The organism is Achromobacter anxifer, from assembly GCF_903652925.1.
Classification (GTDB): Bacteria; Pseudomonadota; Gammaproteobacteria; order Burkholderiales; family Burkholderiaceae_B; genus Achromobacter; species Achromobacter anxifer.
This window is the reverse complement of record NZ_CAHLAR010000004.1, coordinates 183,653-199,688: the sequence shown is the minus strand read 5'-3', so window position 1 is coordinate 199,688 and position 16,036 is coordinate 183,653. Positions and strand designations below refer to the sequence as shown.

Genomic DNA, 16,036 nt, shown 5'->3' with positions numbered 1-16,036 from the left:
GTTGCGGTCCGCCCGCGCGCCAGCCTGGCGCCGCGCTGTGCTGCTCTTTCCCACGTTTTCCCTTGTCGTCTATTTTTGTCGGCGCGGCTGGCGCGCGCCTGTCCTATCCAGCCGCATTCTAGGTGATAGGCCGTGCGGTGACCTCTTAGAAAAACTAACGACTACCCTTAAAAAACACTGCTGGTCGGCCGCGGGGCCGATTCCTATGATGCCGACAACCTCAAGCAGGAAACCAAAATGGCATCAATCACAGTAGACGGCATCGTCAAGACCTTCGGCGGGCAGCAGGTGCTGCGCAATCTGTCCCTGCACATCCCGGACGGCGCGTTCTATACCCTGCTGGGACCCAGCGGCTGCGGCAAGACCACCTTGCTGCGCTGCATTGCCGGTTTCTATGCGCCCGACGGCGGACGCCTGTTGTTCGACCAGGACGACGTGACCCATGTGTCCGCGCACCGCCGCGACATCGGCATGGTGTTCCAGGACTATGCGCTGTTCCCGGACAAGACTGCCTTCGACAACGTGGCTTATGGCCTGCGCGCGCGCGGTGTCAACCGCGCCGAGACCACGCGGCGCGCCAACGAGGCGCTGGACAAGGTCGGGCTGCTGGCCCTGGCCGACCGCTACCCCGCGCAGATGAGCGGCGGGCAGCGCCAGCGCGTGGCCCTGGCGCGCGCGCTGGTGATCCGCCCGCGCGTGCTGCTGATGGACGAACCGCTGTCCAACCTGGACGCCAAGATGCGCCTGCAGATGCGCGACGTGATCCTGGACCTGGTGCGCGAAGCGGGCATCACCACCGTGTTCGTGACGCACGACCAGGAAGAAGCGCTGGCCATGTCGGACCGCATCGCCATCATGGACCGCGGCAACATCGCCCAGCTGGGCACGCCCGAAGAGCTCTACGGCACGCCGGTGAACGCCTACGTGGCGGACTTCATTGGCTCGGCCAACGTGATTCCCGTGCCGGCCCGCAACGGCCAGGCCGGCGCGCCCGCCGGCCATGTGCGTTATGAAATCTGCGGCCTGGGCTTCGACGGCATGCAAGGCAGCGACCAGCTGGACGGCAAAGGCGTGCTGATCGCGCGGCCCGAAGAACTGGCGCTGATGGCGCCCGCTCCCTACGTGCCCAACACCCTGCCCGGCAAGGTCCTGCGCCGGCAGTACCTCGGCTTCAAGACCGCCTACCGGATCGCGCTGGACGACGGCTCAGAGATCCGCGTCGAACTGCACGCCGGCAACATGGTGGCGCAGTTCCAGCCCGGCGAAGCCGTGCAGGTCCTGATCCCGGCCGACAGCCGCGTCGTCAACGTCTGAGGATGCGCCAGCCATGAAAATCAAATGGTGGCCCTGGGGCATCCTGACGGCAATCAGCCTGGTCCTGCTGCTGTTCTTCGTGCTCTATCCGCTGGGCGTGCTCTTCAGCAACAGCGTCACGGGACAGGATGGCGGCTTCACGCTGGAGGGCTTCAAGGCCCTGCTGGCCGATTCGCAGTACGTGGAGGCCTTCGGCAACACGCTGATCCTGGGCCTGGCCGTCACGACCTGCACGGTACTGGTGGGCGTGCCCTTCGCCTACATGGTGGCGCGCTTCGACTTCCCGCTGAAGAACCTGGTGGCGATCCTGCCGGTGCTGACCATCGTGATTCCCGAGATCATCGTGGGCCAGTCCTGGCTGCTGATTCTGGGCAACAACGGCATCCTGACCAATCTGCTGGGCGATGCCGGCATCTCGCTGCCTTCGTTCTACGGCTGGACCGGCATGGTGTTCTCCATGACGCTGGTCTACTACACCTACATCTACCTGGGCGTGCTGGCCGCGCTGCGAGGCTTCGACGGCCAGCTGGAAGAAGCGGGCCTGAGCCTGGGCACGCCGCCGCTTTTGACCAAGCTGCGCGTGCTGGTGCCGGTGCTGCTGCCGGCGGTGCTGGTCAATGCGCTGGTGGTGTTCACGCTGGTGGTGGGCAACTTCGCGCTGGCCATGCTGCTGGGCAGCCGCGTGCCGCTGCTGTCGGTTATGACGTACAACACCTTCGTCAGCGAAATGGGCGGCAGCCCCACCTTGCAGAGCGCGATGTCGGTGGTGTCCATCGCCATCGTCGCCATCGTGCTGTTCATCCAGAAGCGCGTGGTCGAACGCAAGGTCTACACCATGACGCAGGGGCGCGCACCGGCCGCCACGCGGGTGCGCTCCTGGACCGCCGTGCTCTACACCAGCGGCGTGGGCCTGATCATCTTCATTTCGATGCTGCCGCTGATCGTGGTCTTCATCGCCGCGTTCACCAAGACCAGCGGGCCCGTCATGCAATGGGGCCAATGGTCCCTGGCCAGCATGCAGCGCGCGCTGCACGGCGCGCCGGAACCGATCCTGAACTCGCTCAAGTTCGCGTCCCTGGCCACGGTGCTGGGCGTGGCTTTCGCGGTGCTGGTCAGCTACCTGACGATCAAGAAACGCAGCGCGTCCACCCAGGTCCTGGACTACATCGTGGTGCTACCCCTGACCATTTCCGGCACGGTGCTGGGCATCGCGCTGGTGCAGACCTTCAACACCGGCTGGCTGGTGCTGGCGGGCACCTCGGGAATCATGGTGCTGTGCTACACGGTGCGGCGCCTGCCCTTCGCGGTGCGCAATGCCTCGTCGGTGCTGTTCAACATCCCCGAGTCGATCGAAGAAGCTTCGATCAGCCTGGGCGTGTCGCCGCTCATGACCTTCTTCAAGGTGGTCCTGCCCGCCATGAAGGCGTCGATCATCTCGGCGGCCATCCTGATGTGGCTCACCACCATCTCGGAACTGTCGGCCTCCATCGTCGCCTACAGCGGCGGCCTGGAGACCATGCCCATCGCGATCTTCCGCCAGGTGGACGGCGGCAGACTGGGCATGGCGTCGGCCTACGGCGCGGCGCTGGTCACGGTCATCGTGCTGCCCATCATCGTGTCGGTCAAGGCGTTCCGCATCAAGCTGTTCTCCGGTAAATAACCCACTCGCACAGAGGCTAACCATGCAACTCAAGCATCTACTTCAGTACAGCGTCCTGGCCACCGCCCTGGCCGCCGGCGCCGCCCAGGCCCAGAACGTCGTGCTCTATTCGTCCAACAACACGGAAACGATCGAAACCGCGTTGGACGCGGTGAAGCAGAAGTCGCCCAAGCTGAACGTGCAGCCGGTCACCGGCGGCACGGGCACGATGATGAAGCGCATCGAGGCCGAAGCGCAGAACCCGCGCGGCGACCTGTTCTGGAGCGGCGGCTTCGGCACGCTGGGCGCCTACCGCCAGCACCTGCAACCCTATCGCCCGACCGACCTGGAAAAGATCCCGACCGAATTCCGCGGCCCGGACGATCTGTGGGTAGGCACCAACGTGCACGTCATGGTGATGATGGTCAACGAGCGCCAGCTCAAGGGCCTGCCTGCCCCGGCCACCTGGTCGGACCTGATGCAGCCGCAATGGAAGAACAAGTTCGCCATCACCGATCCGTCCAAAAGCGGCACGGCCTACATGCTGGTGTACGGCCTGTACAAGCAGTTCGGCCAGGAAGGCCTGGACAAGATCGCGGCCAACGCCGTGGTCACCGCGTCCTCGGGCACCACATACAAGGGCGTGGCAGCCGGCGAGTACGCCGCGGGCCTGACGCTGGAATACGCGGCGCAGGAATACGTAGCCGGCGGCCAGAAGGAAATCAAGCTGGTCTACCCGACCGAGGGCAGCTACCTGGCGCCTGAAGGCATGTTCATCATCAAGGGCGCCAAGAACATGGACGCCGCCAAGGCGCTGTACGAAGGCCTGCTGAGCAAGGAATCGCAGGAAGCCCAACTGGTAAAGAACTTCCGCCGCCCGACGCGCACGGACGTGGCCGTGGCCAGCCTGACCACCCTGCCCGACCTGAAGACCATCAAGATCTACCCGGTCAGCCAGGATGCCGCGGCGAAGGAGTATGAAGCGGTGGTGTCGGCCTGGAATCAGGCTGTGGCCAAGGCAAAGTAGGAAAGGCCCCTAGGCCCCTGCGAGGCTAGCTGCCCCACCAAGGGAGCTGGCCAGCTTTGGGGCTGGGCCCCTTTGGGCCCGAGACCCCCACGCCGTGCCCCTGGGGGCCTACCCGCCCTCCGGAGCCTCAGCCCGCCTGAGGCTGCCTGTAGCGGCGTCAGGCGCCGTTGACCATGCGCCCCGCAGCCAGCACCAGCTGACGCCCGCAACGGGCCGCCAGCTGCGGATCGTGGGTCACGAGCACCAGCGTGGTGCCGTGTTCGCGGTGCAGGTCGAACATCAGGTCGATGACCGTAACGCCCGTGGCGGCGTCCAGGCTGCCGGTCGGTTCATCCGCGAACAGCAGGTCCGGCTGCACCACGAAGGCGCGGGCCAGCGACACGCGCTGCTGCTCGCCGCCCGACAGGGTGCGCGGGTAATGATGCAGGCGCTTGCCCAGCCCTACCCGCTCCAGCATGGCCTGCGCGGCATCGCGCGCCGGCTGGCCGGCCAGCTCCAGCGGCAACATCACGTTTTCCAGCGCGGTAAGGTTGGGCAGGAGCTGGAACGACTGGAACACGAATCCCACATGATTGGCGCGCAGGCGCGCACGGCCGTCCTCGTCCAGCGCGAACAGGTCCTGTCCCGCCAGGCGCACACTGCCGGCGCTGGGAACATCCAGGCCCGCCAGCAGTCCCAATAGAGTGGACTTGCCCGACCCGGAGCTGCCGGTGATCGCCACCGCGCTGCCGGCCTCGACCGTAAAATCGATACCGTCCAGGATGGACAGCGTCCCGCCGGCATCAGCCACCTGCTTGCCCAGCCCTTTCACCTCGATCGAATTCTTGCTATCCATGCGCCTATTTTCCCGTCTGCTACTCATGACCGCCATGGCAAGCGCCATCGTTGCGCCCGCCCACGCTCAGACCGTTGCCGCGGCCCAGGGTTCCGCGCCGCGCACCGTCCTGGTTCTGGGCGACAGCCTGTCCGCCGAATACGGCATCAAGCGCGGCACGGGCTGGGTGCCCCTGCTTTCGGCCCGCGTAGCGGAACAATACCCCAAGTACCAGGTAGTCAACGCCAGCATCAGCGGCGACACCACCAGCGGCGGCGTGGCCCGCCTGCCTGCGCTGCTGCGCCAGCATGCGCCGGCCGTGGTCGTGCTGGAGCTGGGCTCCAACGACGCCCTGCGCGGTTTGCCCCTGAACATGACGGAGCAGAACCTGCGCACCATGGCCCAGGCCGCCCGCAAGGCCGACGCGCAAGTGCTGATCGTCGGCATGCAGATCCCTCCCAACTACGGGCGGGACTACACCCAGCGCTTCGCCCAGGTGTTCCCCACGGTCGCCAAAGACGAAAACGCCCGGCTCGTGCCCTTCCTGATGGAAGGAATCGCAACGAACCGGGCGATGTTCCAGGCTGACGGCATCCATCCGAACGAGGATGCCCAGCCGCTACTGCTGGACAACGTGTGGCCGACGCTGCGGCCACTGTTGAACTGACTTATTCCGATCAGCCGGCTGCCGGCTGATCGCCGCGGATGACGCCGGCAGCCGCCGGCATCACCTGCACCTTGTACTCATCGCGCAGCATGCGCAGCATGGCTTCGTTCTCGGCCTGGCCCCAGGCGCCGGACAGCTGCTGCGCCAGGCGTTCCTTGTCGGCCTGGTCAACCGGACCGGCCTCGACCTTCTCCAGGCGCACCAGCGTGTAGTCCGAACCCGATTGCACGCCCGTGTAGGCGGGCAGCGTGGTGGCGGGCAGGCGCATGACGGCGTCCAGCACCTGACGCGGCAGATCCTTGGGATCCTGGCGCGCCACGGTCACGGGCTCCGAGAAGCCTTCCGGCGTAGCAGCCGGATTGGCCTTATCGGCAGCCAGCGCGGCTTCGCCGGCCTTCTTGGCGGCTTCGGCGGAACGCTCGTCCAGCAGCTTGGCGCGGATCGAATCGGTGACCTTGTCCAGCGGCGGTACATGGGCCGGCTCGACCGCGGCGACGCGCACGGCCAGCATGGTGTCGGGCGACAGTTCGATCACGCCGGAGTTCTGCTTTTCACGCAGCACGTCGGGCGAGAACAGCACCTGGCGCACGCGCGGATTGTCCAGCAGCGCGGCGTCGGGGCTGGCGGCAGCGGAGCCCGGGCCGGCCTTGTCGGCGGGCAGCAGGCCTTCGCGGGTCACGCCGGACGCGGTGCGCAGCTTCAGGCCGACGGCATCGGCGGCGGGCTGCAGGCTGTCGCGCTGGTCATAGACCTGTTTGTTCAACTGACTGGCCATTTCCGAGAAACGCACGGCGGCCAGTTGCTTGCGGACTTCGGCGGTGATCTGGTCCTTGACCTCGGCCAGCGGCTTGATGGCCGCGGGCTGGATCTCAGTGACCTTGACCACGTGCAGGCCGGACGGGGTTTCGATCACGCCGGAAACCTGGTCCTTGGCCTGGCTGAAGATCGCCTTTTCCAGCGGACCGGTCAGCATGCCGGGCGCGAGCCAGCCCAGGTCGCCGCCATTGGCGGCCGAGCCTGCGTCCTGCGAGTTCTTGCGCGCCAGCTCGGCGAACTGAGCCGGATCGGCGGCAGCCTGCTTGGCCAGGTCCTCGGCCTTGGCGCGGGCGGCCTTGCGGGCATCTTCCGAGGCGCCAGGGGCCAGGGTGATCATGATGTGGCTGGCGCGGCGGCGTTCGGGCTGGCCGAAGCGGTTCTTGTTTTGCTCGTAGTAGGAGGCCAGGTCCTCGTCCTTGACCTGCACGCCTTGCGTGGCGGCGGCCTCGTCCAGCACCAGGTACTGGACCTGGACCTGTTCGGGGATCTGCAGCTGCTGCTTGTTGGCGTCATACCAGGACTGGATGTCGGCCGGGGTGACGCTGACCTGCGAGCGGTAGTCGGCAGCGGCAAAGCGGCGCAGCTGCACGGTGCGCTGCTGCGTCAGCGCCGTTTCCAGCGCGTTCACGACCTCGCCGGGCACGCGGGCCGACTGGCCCACGGGCTCCAGCACGCGGGCGACCGCCAGGTCGCGGCGCAGGCCGGCTTCAAACGAGGTGGGCGACATGCCTTGCGCGGCCAACACCTGGCGGTAGCGCTCGGGCGAGAAGCGGCCGTTGTCCTGCACTTCCGGAATCGCGGCAATGGTATTGCGCAGCGTTTCGTCGGACACCGAGAAACGGTTGTCCACGGCGACGTTGGCCAGCAGGCGCTGGTTGATCAGCTGGTTCAGCAGACCTTCGCGCAGGGCCGGCGTGTCGATGACGGCCGCGTCGAACTGGGCGCCCAGCCGCTGGCGGAACTGCTCCAGCTGGTTGCGGTGCGCCTGGTCGAATTCGGCCCGCGTGACGGGCTGGCCGTTGACCTTGGCCAATTCAGGCTCGGCGCGCATGAAGCTCTCATAGCCTTGAATACCGACCAGGAAGAAGGACGGCACAATCAGAAGCAGCAGGATGAACTGCATCCAGCGCCGATGGCTGCGAATAAATTCGAACATGGAATCCCTGTTGCCGCGCCCCGGAACACAGGTCCGAAGCCGCAATAAAACGCATAAAAAAAGGCGAACCCGATTCGCCCTATTCCCATACCCGGTCAAAACCGGATCAGCCGCGGGATTTTAGCATTTCTCATTCGTCGCGGAGCCCGCGGCTGCAGCGGACGCCATCCTGGGTGGCTCCCCCCGCCCGGCGGCATGGAACCAGCAAGGGCGTCAACCCGGGGAATCACCATTTCCGCGCCCCTGCGCCCCCCGTATCGTGGCCTGTCAGGGTAAGTCCGTACTGCCCCGATGCCCGTCCGCCTGGACGCGGCCCCTTCCACGCACGCACAGAGGTAATCACTGATGCCGTACACATCTCCCCGCCTGCATGTTCTTCGCGCCTGCATCGCCCTGGCCTTCCTGGGCGGCGCCCATGCCGCGCTGGCCGCCCCGGTGGCCGCCGTCCACGAGGCCGCCGAGGGCCAGAAGCAAGCCATGCTGGACACCATGCGCGACCTGGTCGGCATCGAGTCGGGCAGCAAGGACGTAGAAGGCGTGGAACGCATCGCCGTCCTGATCCGGGACCGGCTGAAGGCGCTGGGCGGCACGGTCGAGATCATCCCGGCCACCGACGTCTTCCGCCTGGACGACACGCCCGAGAAGGTCGGCCCCATGGTCCATGCCGAGTTCAAGGGCAAGGGCCAGAAGAAGATCATGCTGATCGCGCACATGGACACCGTCTACCGCAACGGCATGCTCAAGGACCAGCCCTTCCGCATCGACGGCGACAAGGCCTACGGCTTGGGCATTGCCGACGACAAGCACGGCGTGGCGACCATCATCCATACCCTGACCCTGCTGCAGAAGCTGGGCTTTGACGACTACGGCACCCTGACCGTGCTGATCAACGGCGACGAAGAGATCAGCTCGCCCGGCGCGCGCAGCACCATCACCCGCCTGGGCGCGGACCAGGACGCCGTGTTCTCGTTCGAGGGCGGTGGCGCGGAAGCCCGCCTGACGCTGGCCACCAGCGGCATCGGCGCGGCCTACCTGACCGTGCAGGGCAAGACCTCGCATGCGGGCGCGCGGCCCGAAGGCGGCGTCAACGCGCTGTATGAACTGGCCCACCAGCTGCTGCAGCTGGACAAGCTGTCCAAGCCTGAAGAAGGACTGAAGCTGAATTGGACCGTGGCCCAGGCCGGCACCAACCGCAACGTCATTCCGGGCCAGGCCTCCGCCCAGGCCGACGCCCGCGCGCTGCGCGTGTCCGACTTCGACGCGCTGGCGCGCACCCTGGAAGAACGGGTGCAGAAGAAGCTGCTGCCCGAATCCAAGGTCAGCGTGAAGTTCGAGGTGCGCCGCCCGCCGCTCGAAGCCACCCCGGCCTCGCGCGCCCTGGCCCAGCACGGCGTGCAGATCTACAAGGAACTGGACCTGCCGATGAAGGTCGTGGACCGCGCCAGCGGCGGCGGCACGGATGCCGCCTTCGCCGCCCTGAAGGCGCGCGGCCCGGTGATCGAGGGCATGGGCCTGAGCGGCTTTGGCGCCCACTCCAACGACGCCGAATACATCCAGATCAACAGCATCGTGCCGCGCCTGTACCTGGCGACGCGGATGATCATGGACGTGTCGCAGGACAAGGCGCCGATGAAGTAGGCTACGGCGCGAGGACCCGCGCCAGCCGTGGCTCGGGTCCGTGGACTGGCTGCGGCGCAGACGGCCTGCACAACGCGGCGCTCCACGGCCCGACCTACGCGGCGCGACCGGATTCCTCATACAGAAGGAGTATCCTTGCAACCTGTCCAAAGAATCCGGCGCAACACCTGAAAATGACCGCAAAACTCCCCTCCTGGCCCTACTCCCGTTACATCGCGCATCGCGGCGGCGGCCGTCTGGCCCCGGAGAACACCCTGGCCGCCATGCGCGTCGGCGCCGAACATGGCTTCACCATGTTCGAGTACGACGTCAAGCTGAGCAGCGACCACGTCCTGGTGCTGATGCACGACGACGACGTCGACCGTACCTCGAACGGCAAGGGCCCCGCAGCCAGCAAGACCTTCGCCGAACTGGCGCAGCTGGATTTCGGCAGCTGGCATTCGGCCGCCTACGCCGGCGAGCCGCTGCCCACCTTCGCCGCCGTCGCCCGCTACACGGTCGCCAACGGCATCGCCAGCAACGTCGAGATCAAACCCTGCCCGGGCCGCGAAGCCGAAACCGGCCGCGCCGTGGCATTGGCTGCGCGCCAATTGTGGCAAGGCGCCGCCGAACCGCCGCTGCTGTCCTCGTTTGCCGAGGAAGCGCTGCAGGCCGCGCTGGAAGCCGCTCCCGAGCTGCCGCGCGCGCTGCTGGTGGAAAAGGTTCCGGCCGACTGGCGCGAGCGCCTGGTCAAATATGACTGCGTCGCCCTGAACATCAACCAGAAAGACGCAACCCGCGAACTGATCGATGCCGTGCATGCCGCCGGCTATCGCATCGCGGCCTGGACCGTCAACGACCCGGAGCGCGCGCGCCTGCTGCTCGACTGGGGCATCGACGGCATTTTCACCGACGAGCTGGCCGCGATCCGGCCGGCCGCCTGAGGCAAAGCCCCCGTGTTCAGCTACCGCCACGCCTTCCACGCCGGCAACCACGCCGACGTGCTCAAGCACGCCATCCTGGTCCACACCCTGGATTACTTCAATAAAAAGGACGCACCCTACTGGGTCGTGGACACCCACGCCGGCGCCGGGCTCTACAGCCTGGACAGCGACTGGGCCGCCAAGACCTCGGAGTTCGCAGACGGCATCGGCCGCCTGTGGGAGGCCGAAGACCTGCCCCCGATCCTGGCGGAGTACGTCGCCCGGATCCGCGACTACAACACCAACGGCCGGCTGCGGCGCTATCCCGGTTCGCCCTGGCTGGCGCTGGACGCGCTGCGTCCGTCGGACCGGCTGCGCCTGTTCGAGATGCACCCGACCGAAATCGACACGCTGGTCGGCAACCTGGAGCACCAGGGCCGCGCAGCGCAGCGCCAGACCACGATCTACGGCGACGACGGTTTTGAAGGCGTGAAGGCGCTGCTGCCGCCGCCCACCCGCCGCGGGATAGTGCTGATCGACCCGTCGTACGAAGACAAGAACGACTACCGCCGCACGCTCATCGCAGTCAAGGAGTGCGTCAAGCGCTTCGCCACCGGGACTTTTGCCATCTGGTACCCGCTGGTCCAACGCCGCGAAGCCAGCGAAATGGCGCGCCATTTCGAGAACCTGAAGGTCAAGAGCTGGCTGCACGCCACCCTGACCGTGAAGAAGGCCGCCATCGACGGCTATGGCCTGCATGGCAGCGGCATGTTCCTGATCAATCCGCCGTGGACGCTGCACGACGCCTTGAAGCAGGCCATGCCCTACCTGGCGCGCACACTGGGGCAGGACGAGCGGGCCGGGTTCACGCTGCAATTCCGCGAGAATCCGTTCCCGGTTCCAAAGAAGCAGTCGGACGACTGATACGTCCGCACAACGACAAGGCCGCGACTTCCCTCGCGGCCTTTTTTGTATGTGGAGGATGGGCTTGGCGCCCATCGCTCGCAATCCATCCCGCAACGCCGCGGATTCCCGGCGCGTTCGCCCGCGTCAAACCAGCTCGCTCTCCGGCGCTTCGCGGCGCAGCGCCTCTTGCGCCCGGGCCAGCTTGGCCGCCGCGTCGCGCAGCGCGGTGCGCAGGCCTTCCTCGATCACGGGGTGGTAGAACGGCATCTCCAGCATGCGCGCCACGGTCAGCTCCTGCTGCACGGCCCAGGCCAGCAGGTGGCCGATGTGCTCGGCGCTGGGGCCGACCATTTCCGCGCCCAGGAAGCGGCCCGTCTCGATGTCCGCATAGACGTGCAGCATGCCGCGGTTCTTCAGCATGACCCGCGAACGGCCCTGGTCGCTGAAATCCACTTCGCCGGTGACGAAGGTGCCCGGCACCAGGCGTGCATGACCCTTCCCTGCCATGGCGATCTGCGGGTCCGAGAACACCACGGCCAGCGGCGCGCGGCGCAGACCCTTGCGCACTTCGGGATAGCGGGCCGCGTTCTCGCCGGCGATGCGGCCTTCGTCGGCGGCTTCATGCAGCAAGGGCGCATCGGCGTTGGCATCGCCGGCGATGAAGATGGGCGTATCGCCCGCTTGCATCGTCTCACGGTCGAACAGCGGCACGCCGTGCTTGTCCAGTTGCAGCGAGGTGTTTTCCAGGCCCAGGCCGTCGACGTTGGCGCGGCGGCCGGTGGCCACCAGCGCATAGTCGAAGCGCTCGGTGCGTTCGCTGTTGTCCAGCGCCACGTAGCGCACTTCCACTTCGTCGCCGACGCGGGTCGTTTCCAGCACGCGGGCATCCGGATCCAGGTAGAACTCGCGCTGGAAGATCTTGCGGGCGGTGCTGCGCACCTGCGGGTCGCTGATGCCGCCCAGGCTGCCGCTGACGCCGAACACGCGTACCTCCACGCCCAGGCGCGCCAGCGCCTGGCCCAGTTCCAGCCCGATCACGCCAGGGCCGAACACGGCCACGCGGCGCGGCAGGTCGTCCCAGGCGAAGACGTCGTCGTTCAGCACCAGCCGGTCGCCCAGCGCGCGGAACGGCGGCGGCACCGCGGGACGCGAGCCGGTCGCGATCACCACGCGCGACGCCCGCACTTCGGTGTGCTCGTCCACCTGCAGTACCGTGTCGGACACGAAGCGCGCATAGCCGCGCAGCTTGTCTTCGGCGGGAATGTTCTCCACGCCTTCCAGCACGAAGCCGACGAAGCGGTCGCGTTCGCGCTTGACGCGGTCCATCACTTCAACCCCGTCAACCGTGATCTCGCCATTCACATGCACGCCGAACGGCTCGGTGTGGGCCGCGCTGTGGGCCGCTTCAGCGGCCGCGATCAGCAGCTTGGACGGCATGCAGCCGACCCGGGCGCAGGTGGTGCCGTAGGGACCGCCTTCGATGAGCAGCGCGCGCAGGCCCGCAGCCTTCGCGGCGCGGTAGGCGGCCAGGCCGGCCGTGCCAGCGCCGATGACGGCGATATCGGTATGCAGAGTTTTCATGACTGGGTATCCCCCGATGTGGCGTGAAGCATGAATTCAAAGGCGGGTTCCGCCTTGTTGCGCACCCTCTGGACGATGGTCATCCGTGACAAGCACTGTCGTGACGAACGCCGTCCCGCAGCGCCCGCCAGGGGCCGCGCGCAAAGGTGCGTAAAAAGGGAAACTCGCGAGAGGCGTCGAGAGGCGGCGGACCGCCCCTCCACCTTGCCCAGCCCCGGGACAGTCCCGGGCCTGGGAGGCTTGCAGACGCTTAGGCGAAGTGCGCCTTCAGGTCTTCCAGGCCACCGATCAGCGTGCCGTTGATGAACACCTGCGGGGCAGTGCCCTTGCCGGACACGGCGCCGATCACGCGGCCGCGGACCTTGTTTTCCAGCGGGATCTCGATCGGGGCGTAGCCCTTGGCATCCAGCAGCGCCTTGGCTTCGACGCAGAACGGGCAGCCCGGCTTAGAGAACACGACCACCTGGTCGGGCTTCTTGGCCGACGGGGCGAAGTAGGCCAGCATGGTATCGGCGTCCGACACTTCAAACGGGTCGCCTTCCTTTTCCGGCTCGATGAACATCTTCTGGACCACGCCGTCCTTGACGAGCATGGAATAGCGCCAGCTGCGCTTGCCGAAGCCCAGGTCGCTCTTGTCGACCAGCATGCCCATGCCTTCGGTGAACTCGCCGTTGCCGTCGGGCAGCAGCGTGATGTTGGCCGATTCCTGGTCCTTGGCCCATTCGTTCATGACGAAGGTGTCGTTGACCGACACGCAGACGATGCTATCCGCGCCGGCGGCGAAGAAGGCGGGAGCCAGTTCGTTGTAGCGCGGCAGGTGGGTCGACGAGCAGGTCGGCGTGAAGGCGCCGGGCAGCGAAAAGACCACGACGGTCTTGTTCTTGAACAGGTCGTCGGAAGTGACCTTCTTCCAGGTGTTGTCCTGACGGACCGGGAACGTTACGTTCGGAACACGTTGGCCTTCGCGGTTTTGCAGCATTCAAATCTCTCCTTGGGGTAGCGGGGTTGTTTGATTAACCACCATGGAAAGAATGATAAATCTTTACTATCAATTATTCCAATTTAATAAATTAAATGAATCGATAGATTTTGGCAATGAAGAAACAACTGATGCGAGGCCGAGTCTATCATAGCCTGGCCCCGCGCCTGGGGCTTTACACCGGCTGCGGCTGGTAGCCGGCGTCGCGGATCGCGTCTTCGATCTTGTCGGCGTCATCGGCTCCGGTCACGGTCACGCGATGCGTGGGCAGGTCCACCGTGACGGTCGCGCCGGGCGCCGCCTGGGTCACTGCGGCAGTGATGGTCTTGGCGCAATGGCCGCAGGTCATGTCAGCCACTTGGAACTCGATGCTCATAGCTATCTCCATAGGATTCAAGGGTGATGGACGGCGTTTCGTCCACCATGGAAAGCAGCTTAAACCTTCCTATAATGGCAAGGTCAAGCGTAGAATCTGAATCAGGCTACACAGGAGCAGAGCAATGAATATCGGCGAAGCATCGAAGAGTTCCGGCATCTCCGCCAAGATGATCCGCTACTACGAAAGCATCGGCCTGATCAGCCCTGCCGGGCGCACAGATTCCGGCTACCGCGTATACAGCGACCATGATCTGCACACGCTGCGCTTCGTGCGCCGCGCGCGCGACCTGGGCTTTTCGGTGGAACAGATGAACGAGCTGCTGGCGCTATGGAAGGACCGCAGCCGCGCCAGCGCCGACGTCAAGCGCATCGCGCTGGAACATGTGCAGGAACTGGAGCGCAAGGCCGAAGCCCTGCGCGACATGGCGGCCACGCTGAAGCATCTGGCCGCCAACTGCCAGGGCGACGACAGGCCGGACTGCCCCATTCTTGAAGGCCTGAGCTGCAAGCATTGAGGCGCTTGCTGCCCAGGCCTGATTTGACTTGGCCGGGCCCGACCGCACCCGGCCTGACCGCACCCGGCCTGACCGCACCCGGCCCGACCGCACCCGGCCCGACCGCACCCAGGCCGGCTGCCGCGTCAGTCCTGCTGCGTGGCGGCGACCTGAGCGTGATAAGCCTCGGTGGCGGCCTGCTTGGCGGCGGCTTTCTCGGCCGCGGCGGCGGCCTTGGCGGTTTCCGCGGCAGCCGCTTCCGCCGCGACCTGGATGGCGAGCTGGCGCGCGCGCTCGCGCACCTTCTCGATGCCTTCCGCGTCCAGCGACTCGAACACCGCGATGGATTCGACGTGGCCCGTGTGCGGGAACATGTTGATCACGCCCGCGCTCTTGAGCACGTAGCCGCCTTCATGCGCCATGATGGCGGCGTCGCGCGCCAGCGTAGCCGGGTTACAGGACACGTAGACGATGCGCACGGGACGCTCGTGCGCCTCCAGCAGCGACAGGGCCTGCGCCACCGCATGGGCGCCTTCGCGCGGCGGATCGATCAGCATGCGGTCGAAGTAACCCAGGCCGCGCAGCCATTCCACGTCCACCTCGAACAGGTTCAGGGTGGCGAAGCTCGTGCGCTCGCCCAGGCCATGGCGCGCGGCCGCGTCGTGGGCGCGGTCGGTCAGCGCCTTGCTGCCCTCGACGCCCACGGCTTCCCTGCCCTGCGTCGCCAGCGGCAGCGTGAAATTGCCCAGGCCGCAGAACAGGTCGGCCACGCGGTCGGTCGGCTGCACTTCAAGCAGCTTCAGTGCGCGCGACACCATGGCGCGATTGATGGCGTGGTTGACCTGCGTGAAATCGGTGGGCCGGTACGGCATGCGCAGGCCGAATTCCGGCATGGTGTAGGCCAGCGTGTCGCCGTGCTCGCGTTCCAGGGGATGCACCGTTTCCGGGCCCTTGGACTGCAGCCACCATTGCACGTCGTGCTTGGCGGCAAAGGCGCGCAGGATGGCGATGTCGCCGTCGGTCAGCGGCAGCAGATGGCGCAGCACCAGCGCGGTCACGCCCTCGCCCAGCGACACCTCGATCTGCGGCATGCGGTCCGGCGCGGACATGGAGCCGATCATCTCGCGCAGCGGAATCAGCAGGTCGCTGACGTGGCGCGGCAGCACATGGCATTCGCGCATGTCGGCCACGTAGCTGCTCTTGCGCTCATGGAAGCCGACCAGCACGCCGCCCTTTTTCGGCACCACGCGCACCGACAGACGGGCGCGATAGCGGTAGCCCCAGGTCGGACCTTGCAGCGGCGCCAAGATGCGCGCCGGGCGCAGCTTGCCGACGTGCCAGAAAGTGTCTTCCAGCGAACGCTGCTTGATCGCGACCTGCGTGCTGGGTTCCAGATGCTGCATGGCGCAGCCGCCACAGACGCCGAAGTGCGGGCAGCGCGGCGCCACGCGCTGCGACGAAGGCCGCAGCACTTCGTCCAGCCGCGCAATCTCATAGGACGGCTTGCGGCGCACCGTGACCGCGGTGACCCGTTCGCCCGGCAAGGCGCCTTCCACGAAGACGACTTTCCCGTCGCGGCGGGCGATACCCCTGGCTTCCAGGTCCAGGGATTCAATACTCAAAACGTCAGACATCTCACGCAGTCCAGAATTACACGCAACCCGCTATTGTAGAAGGACTGCGGCCGATCACGGAAGTCGGACAGGAAGCTTGCCCCTCCCCCCG

At 66.4% G+C, this 16,036-nt stretch carries 14 protein-coding genes; 8 read left to right on the top strand and 6 right to left on the bottom strand.

Annotation, left to right across the window (positions count from 1 at the left end):
• The first annotated feature begins 237 nt into the window (after positions 1-237).
• Genes HWY37_RS13985 through HWY37_RS13975 form a run of 3 tightly spaced genes read left to right on the top strand, consistent with a single transcriptional unit; the run spans position 238 to position 3,980 of the window.
• Positions 238-1,314, top strand: coding sequence for an ABC transporter ATP-binding protein (locus HWY37_RS13985; RefSeq protein WP_175205569.1), 1,077 nt, complete (start codon positions 238-240; stop codon positions 1,312-1,314).
• A gap of 13 nt (positions 1,315-1,327) precedes the next feature.
• Entirely contained in the window at positions 1,328-2,974 is a 1,647-nt protein-coding gene (locus tag HWY37_RS13980) for an ABC transporter permease (RefSeq protein WP_175205568.1), read from the top strand.
• Positions 2,975-2,996: 22 nt separating this feature from the next.
• Positions 2,997-3,980 (top strand): ABC transporter substrate-binding protein, encoded by a 984-nt coding sequence (locus HWY37_RS13975; protein ID WP_175205567.1) that lies wholly within the window; start codon positions 2,997-2,999, stop codon positions 3,978-3,980.
• A gap of 157 nt (positions 3,981-4,137) precedes the next feature.
• Here HWY37_RS13975 and HWY37_RS13970 read toward each other — a convergent pair whose 3' ends face one another.
• On the bottom strand, positions 4,138-4,815 hold the full coding sequence (locus HWY37_RS13970) for an ABC transporter ATP-binding protein (protein ID WP_175205566.1): 678 nt from the start codon (positions 4,813-4,815) through the stop codon (positions 4,138-4,140).
• Here HWY37_RS13970 and HWY37_RS13965 point away from each other — a divergent pair.
• On the top strand, positions 4,814-5,461 hold the full coding sequence (locus tag HWY37_RS13965) for an arylesterase (protein WP_175205565.1): 648 nt from the start codon (positions 4,814-4,816) through the stop codon (positions 5,459-5,461). The genes HWY37_RS13970 and HWY37_RS13965 overlap by 2 nt on opposite strands.
• Before the next feature lie 10 nt (positions 5,462-5,471).
• Here HWY37_RS13965 and HWY37_RS13960 read toward each other — a convergent pair whose 3' ends face one another.
• Positions 5,472-7,433 (bottom strand): SurA N-terminal domain-containing protein, encoded by a 1,962-nt coding sequence (locus tag HWY37_RS13960; RefSeq protein WP_175205564.1) that lies wholly within the window; start codon positions 7,431-7,433, stop codon positions 5,472-5,474.
• Positions 7,434-7,778: 345 nt separating this feature from the next.
• Here HWY37_RS13960 and HWY37_RS13955 point away from each other — a divergent pair, with 345 nt between their 5' ends.
• The 3 genes from HWY37_RS13955 (at position 7,779) to HWY37_RS13945 (ending at position 10,897) form a co-directional block, all read left to right on the top strand.
• Positions 7,779-9,071 carry a M20/M25/M40 family metallo-hydrolase gene (locus HWY37_RS13955; RefSeq protein WP_175205563.1) on the top strand — a complete coding sequence of 431 codons (1,293 nt, stop codon included), beginning with the start codon at positions 7,779-7,781 and terminating at the stop codon, positions 9,069-9,071.
• Positions 9,072-9,244: 173 nt separating this feature from the next.
• Positions 9,245-9,994 carry a glycerophosphodiester phosphodiesterase gene (gene ugpQ / locus HWY37_RS13950; RefSeq protein WP_175205562.1) on the top strand — a complete coding sequence of 250 codons (750 nt, stop codon included), beginning with the start codon at positions 9,245-9,247 and terminating at the stop codon, positions 9,992-9,994.
• 12 nt (positions 9,995-10,006) lie between these two features.
• Positions 10,007-10,897, top strand: a complete 891-nt coding sequence (locus HWY37_RS13945) for a 23S rRNA (adenine(2030)-N(6))-methyltransferase RlmJ (RefSeq protein ID WP_175205561.1) — start codon at positions 10,007-10,009, stop codon at positions 10,895-10,897.
• A gap of 126 nt (positions 10,898-11,023) precedes the next feature.
• Here HWY37_RS13945 and HWY37_RS13940 read toward each other — a convergent pair whose 3' ends face one another.
• The 3 genes from HWY37_RS13940 to HWY37_RS13930 form a co-directional block, all read right to left on the bottom strand.
• Positions 11,024-12,460 (bottom strand): dihydrolipoyl dehydrogenase, encoded by a 1,437-nt coding sequence (locus HWY37_RS13940; RefSeq protein WP_175205560.1) that lies wholly within the window; start codon positions 12,458-12,460, stop codon positions 11,024-11,026.
• A gap of 250 nt (positions 12,461-12,710) precedes the next feature.
• A complete protein-coding gene (locus HWY37_RS13935) occupies positions 12,711-13,439 on the bottom strand; it encodes a glutathione peroxidase (protein ID WP_176088875.1) in 729 nt (242 codons plus the stop codon).
• Positions 13,440-13,614: 175 nt separating this feature from the next.
• Entirely contained in the window at positions 13,615-13,815 is a 201-nt protein-coding gene (locus HWY37_RS13930; RefSeq protein ID WP_176088874.1) for a heavy-metal-associated domain-containing protein, read from the bottom strand.
• Between the two features lie 124 nt (positions 13,816-13,939).
• Here HWY37_RS13930 and cueR point away from each other — a divergent pair, with 124 nt between their 5' ends.
• Positions 13,940-14,332 (top strand): Cu(I)-responsive transcriptional regulator, encoded by a 393-nt coding sequence (cueR, locus tag HWY37_RS13925; protein WP_175205557.1) that lies wholly within the window; start codon positions 13,940-13,942, stop codon positions 14,330-14,332.
• Between the two features lie 125 nt (positions 14,333-14,457).
• On the opposite strand, the gene rlmD is transcribed toward cueR, so the two are convergent.
• Positions 14,458-15,945 carry a 23S rRNA (uracil(1939)-C(5))-methyltransferase RlmD gene (gene rlmD, locus HWY37_RS13920; protein ID WP_175205556.1) on the bottom strand — a complete coding sequence of 496 codons (1,488 nt, stop codon included), beginning with the start codon at positions 15,943-15,945 and terminating at the stop codon, positions 14,458-14,460.
• Positions 15,946-16,036: the final 91 nt, after the last annotated feature.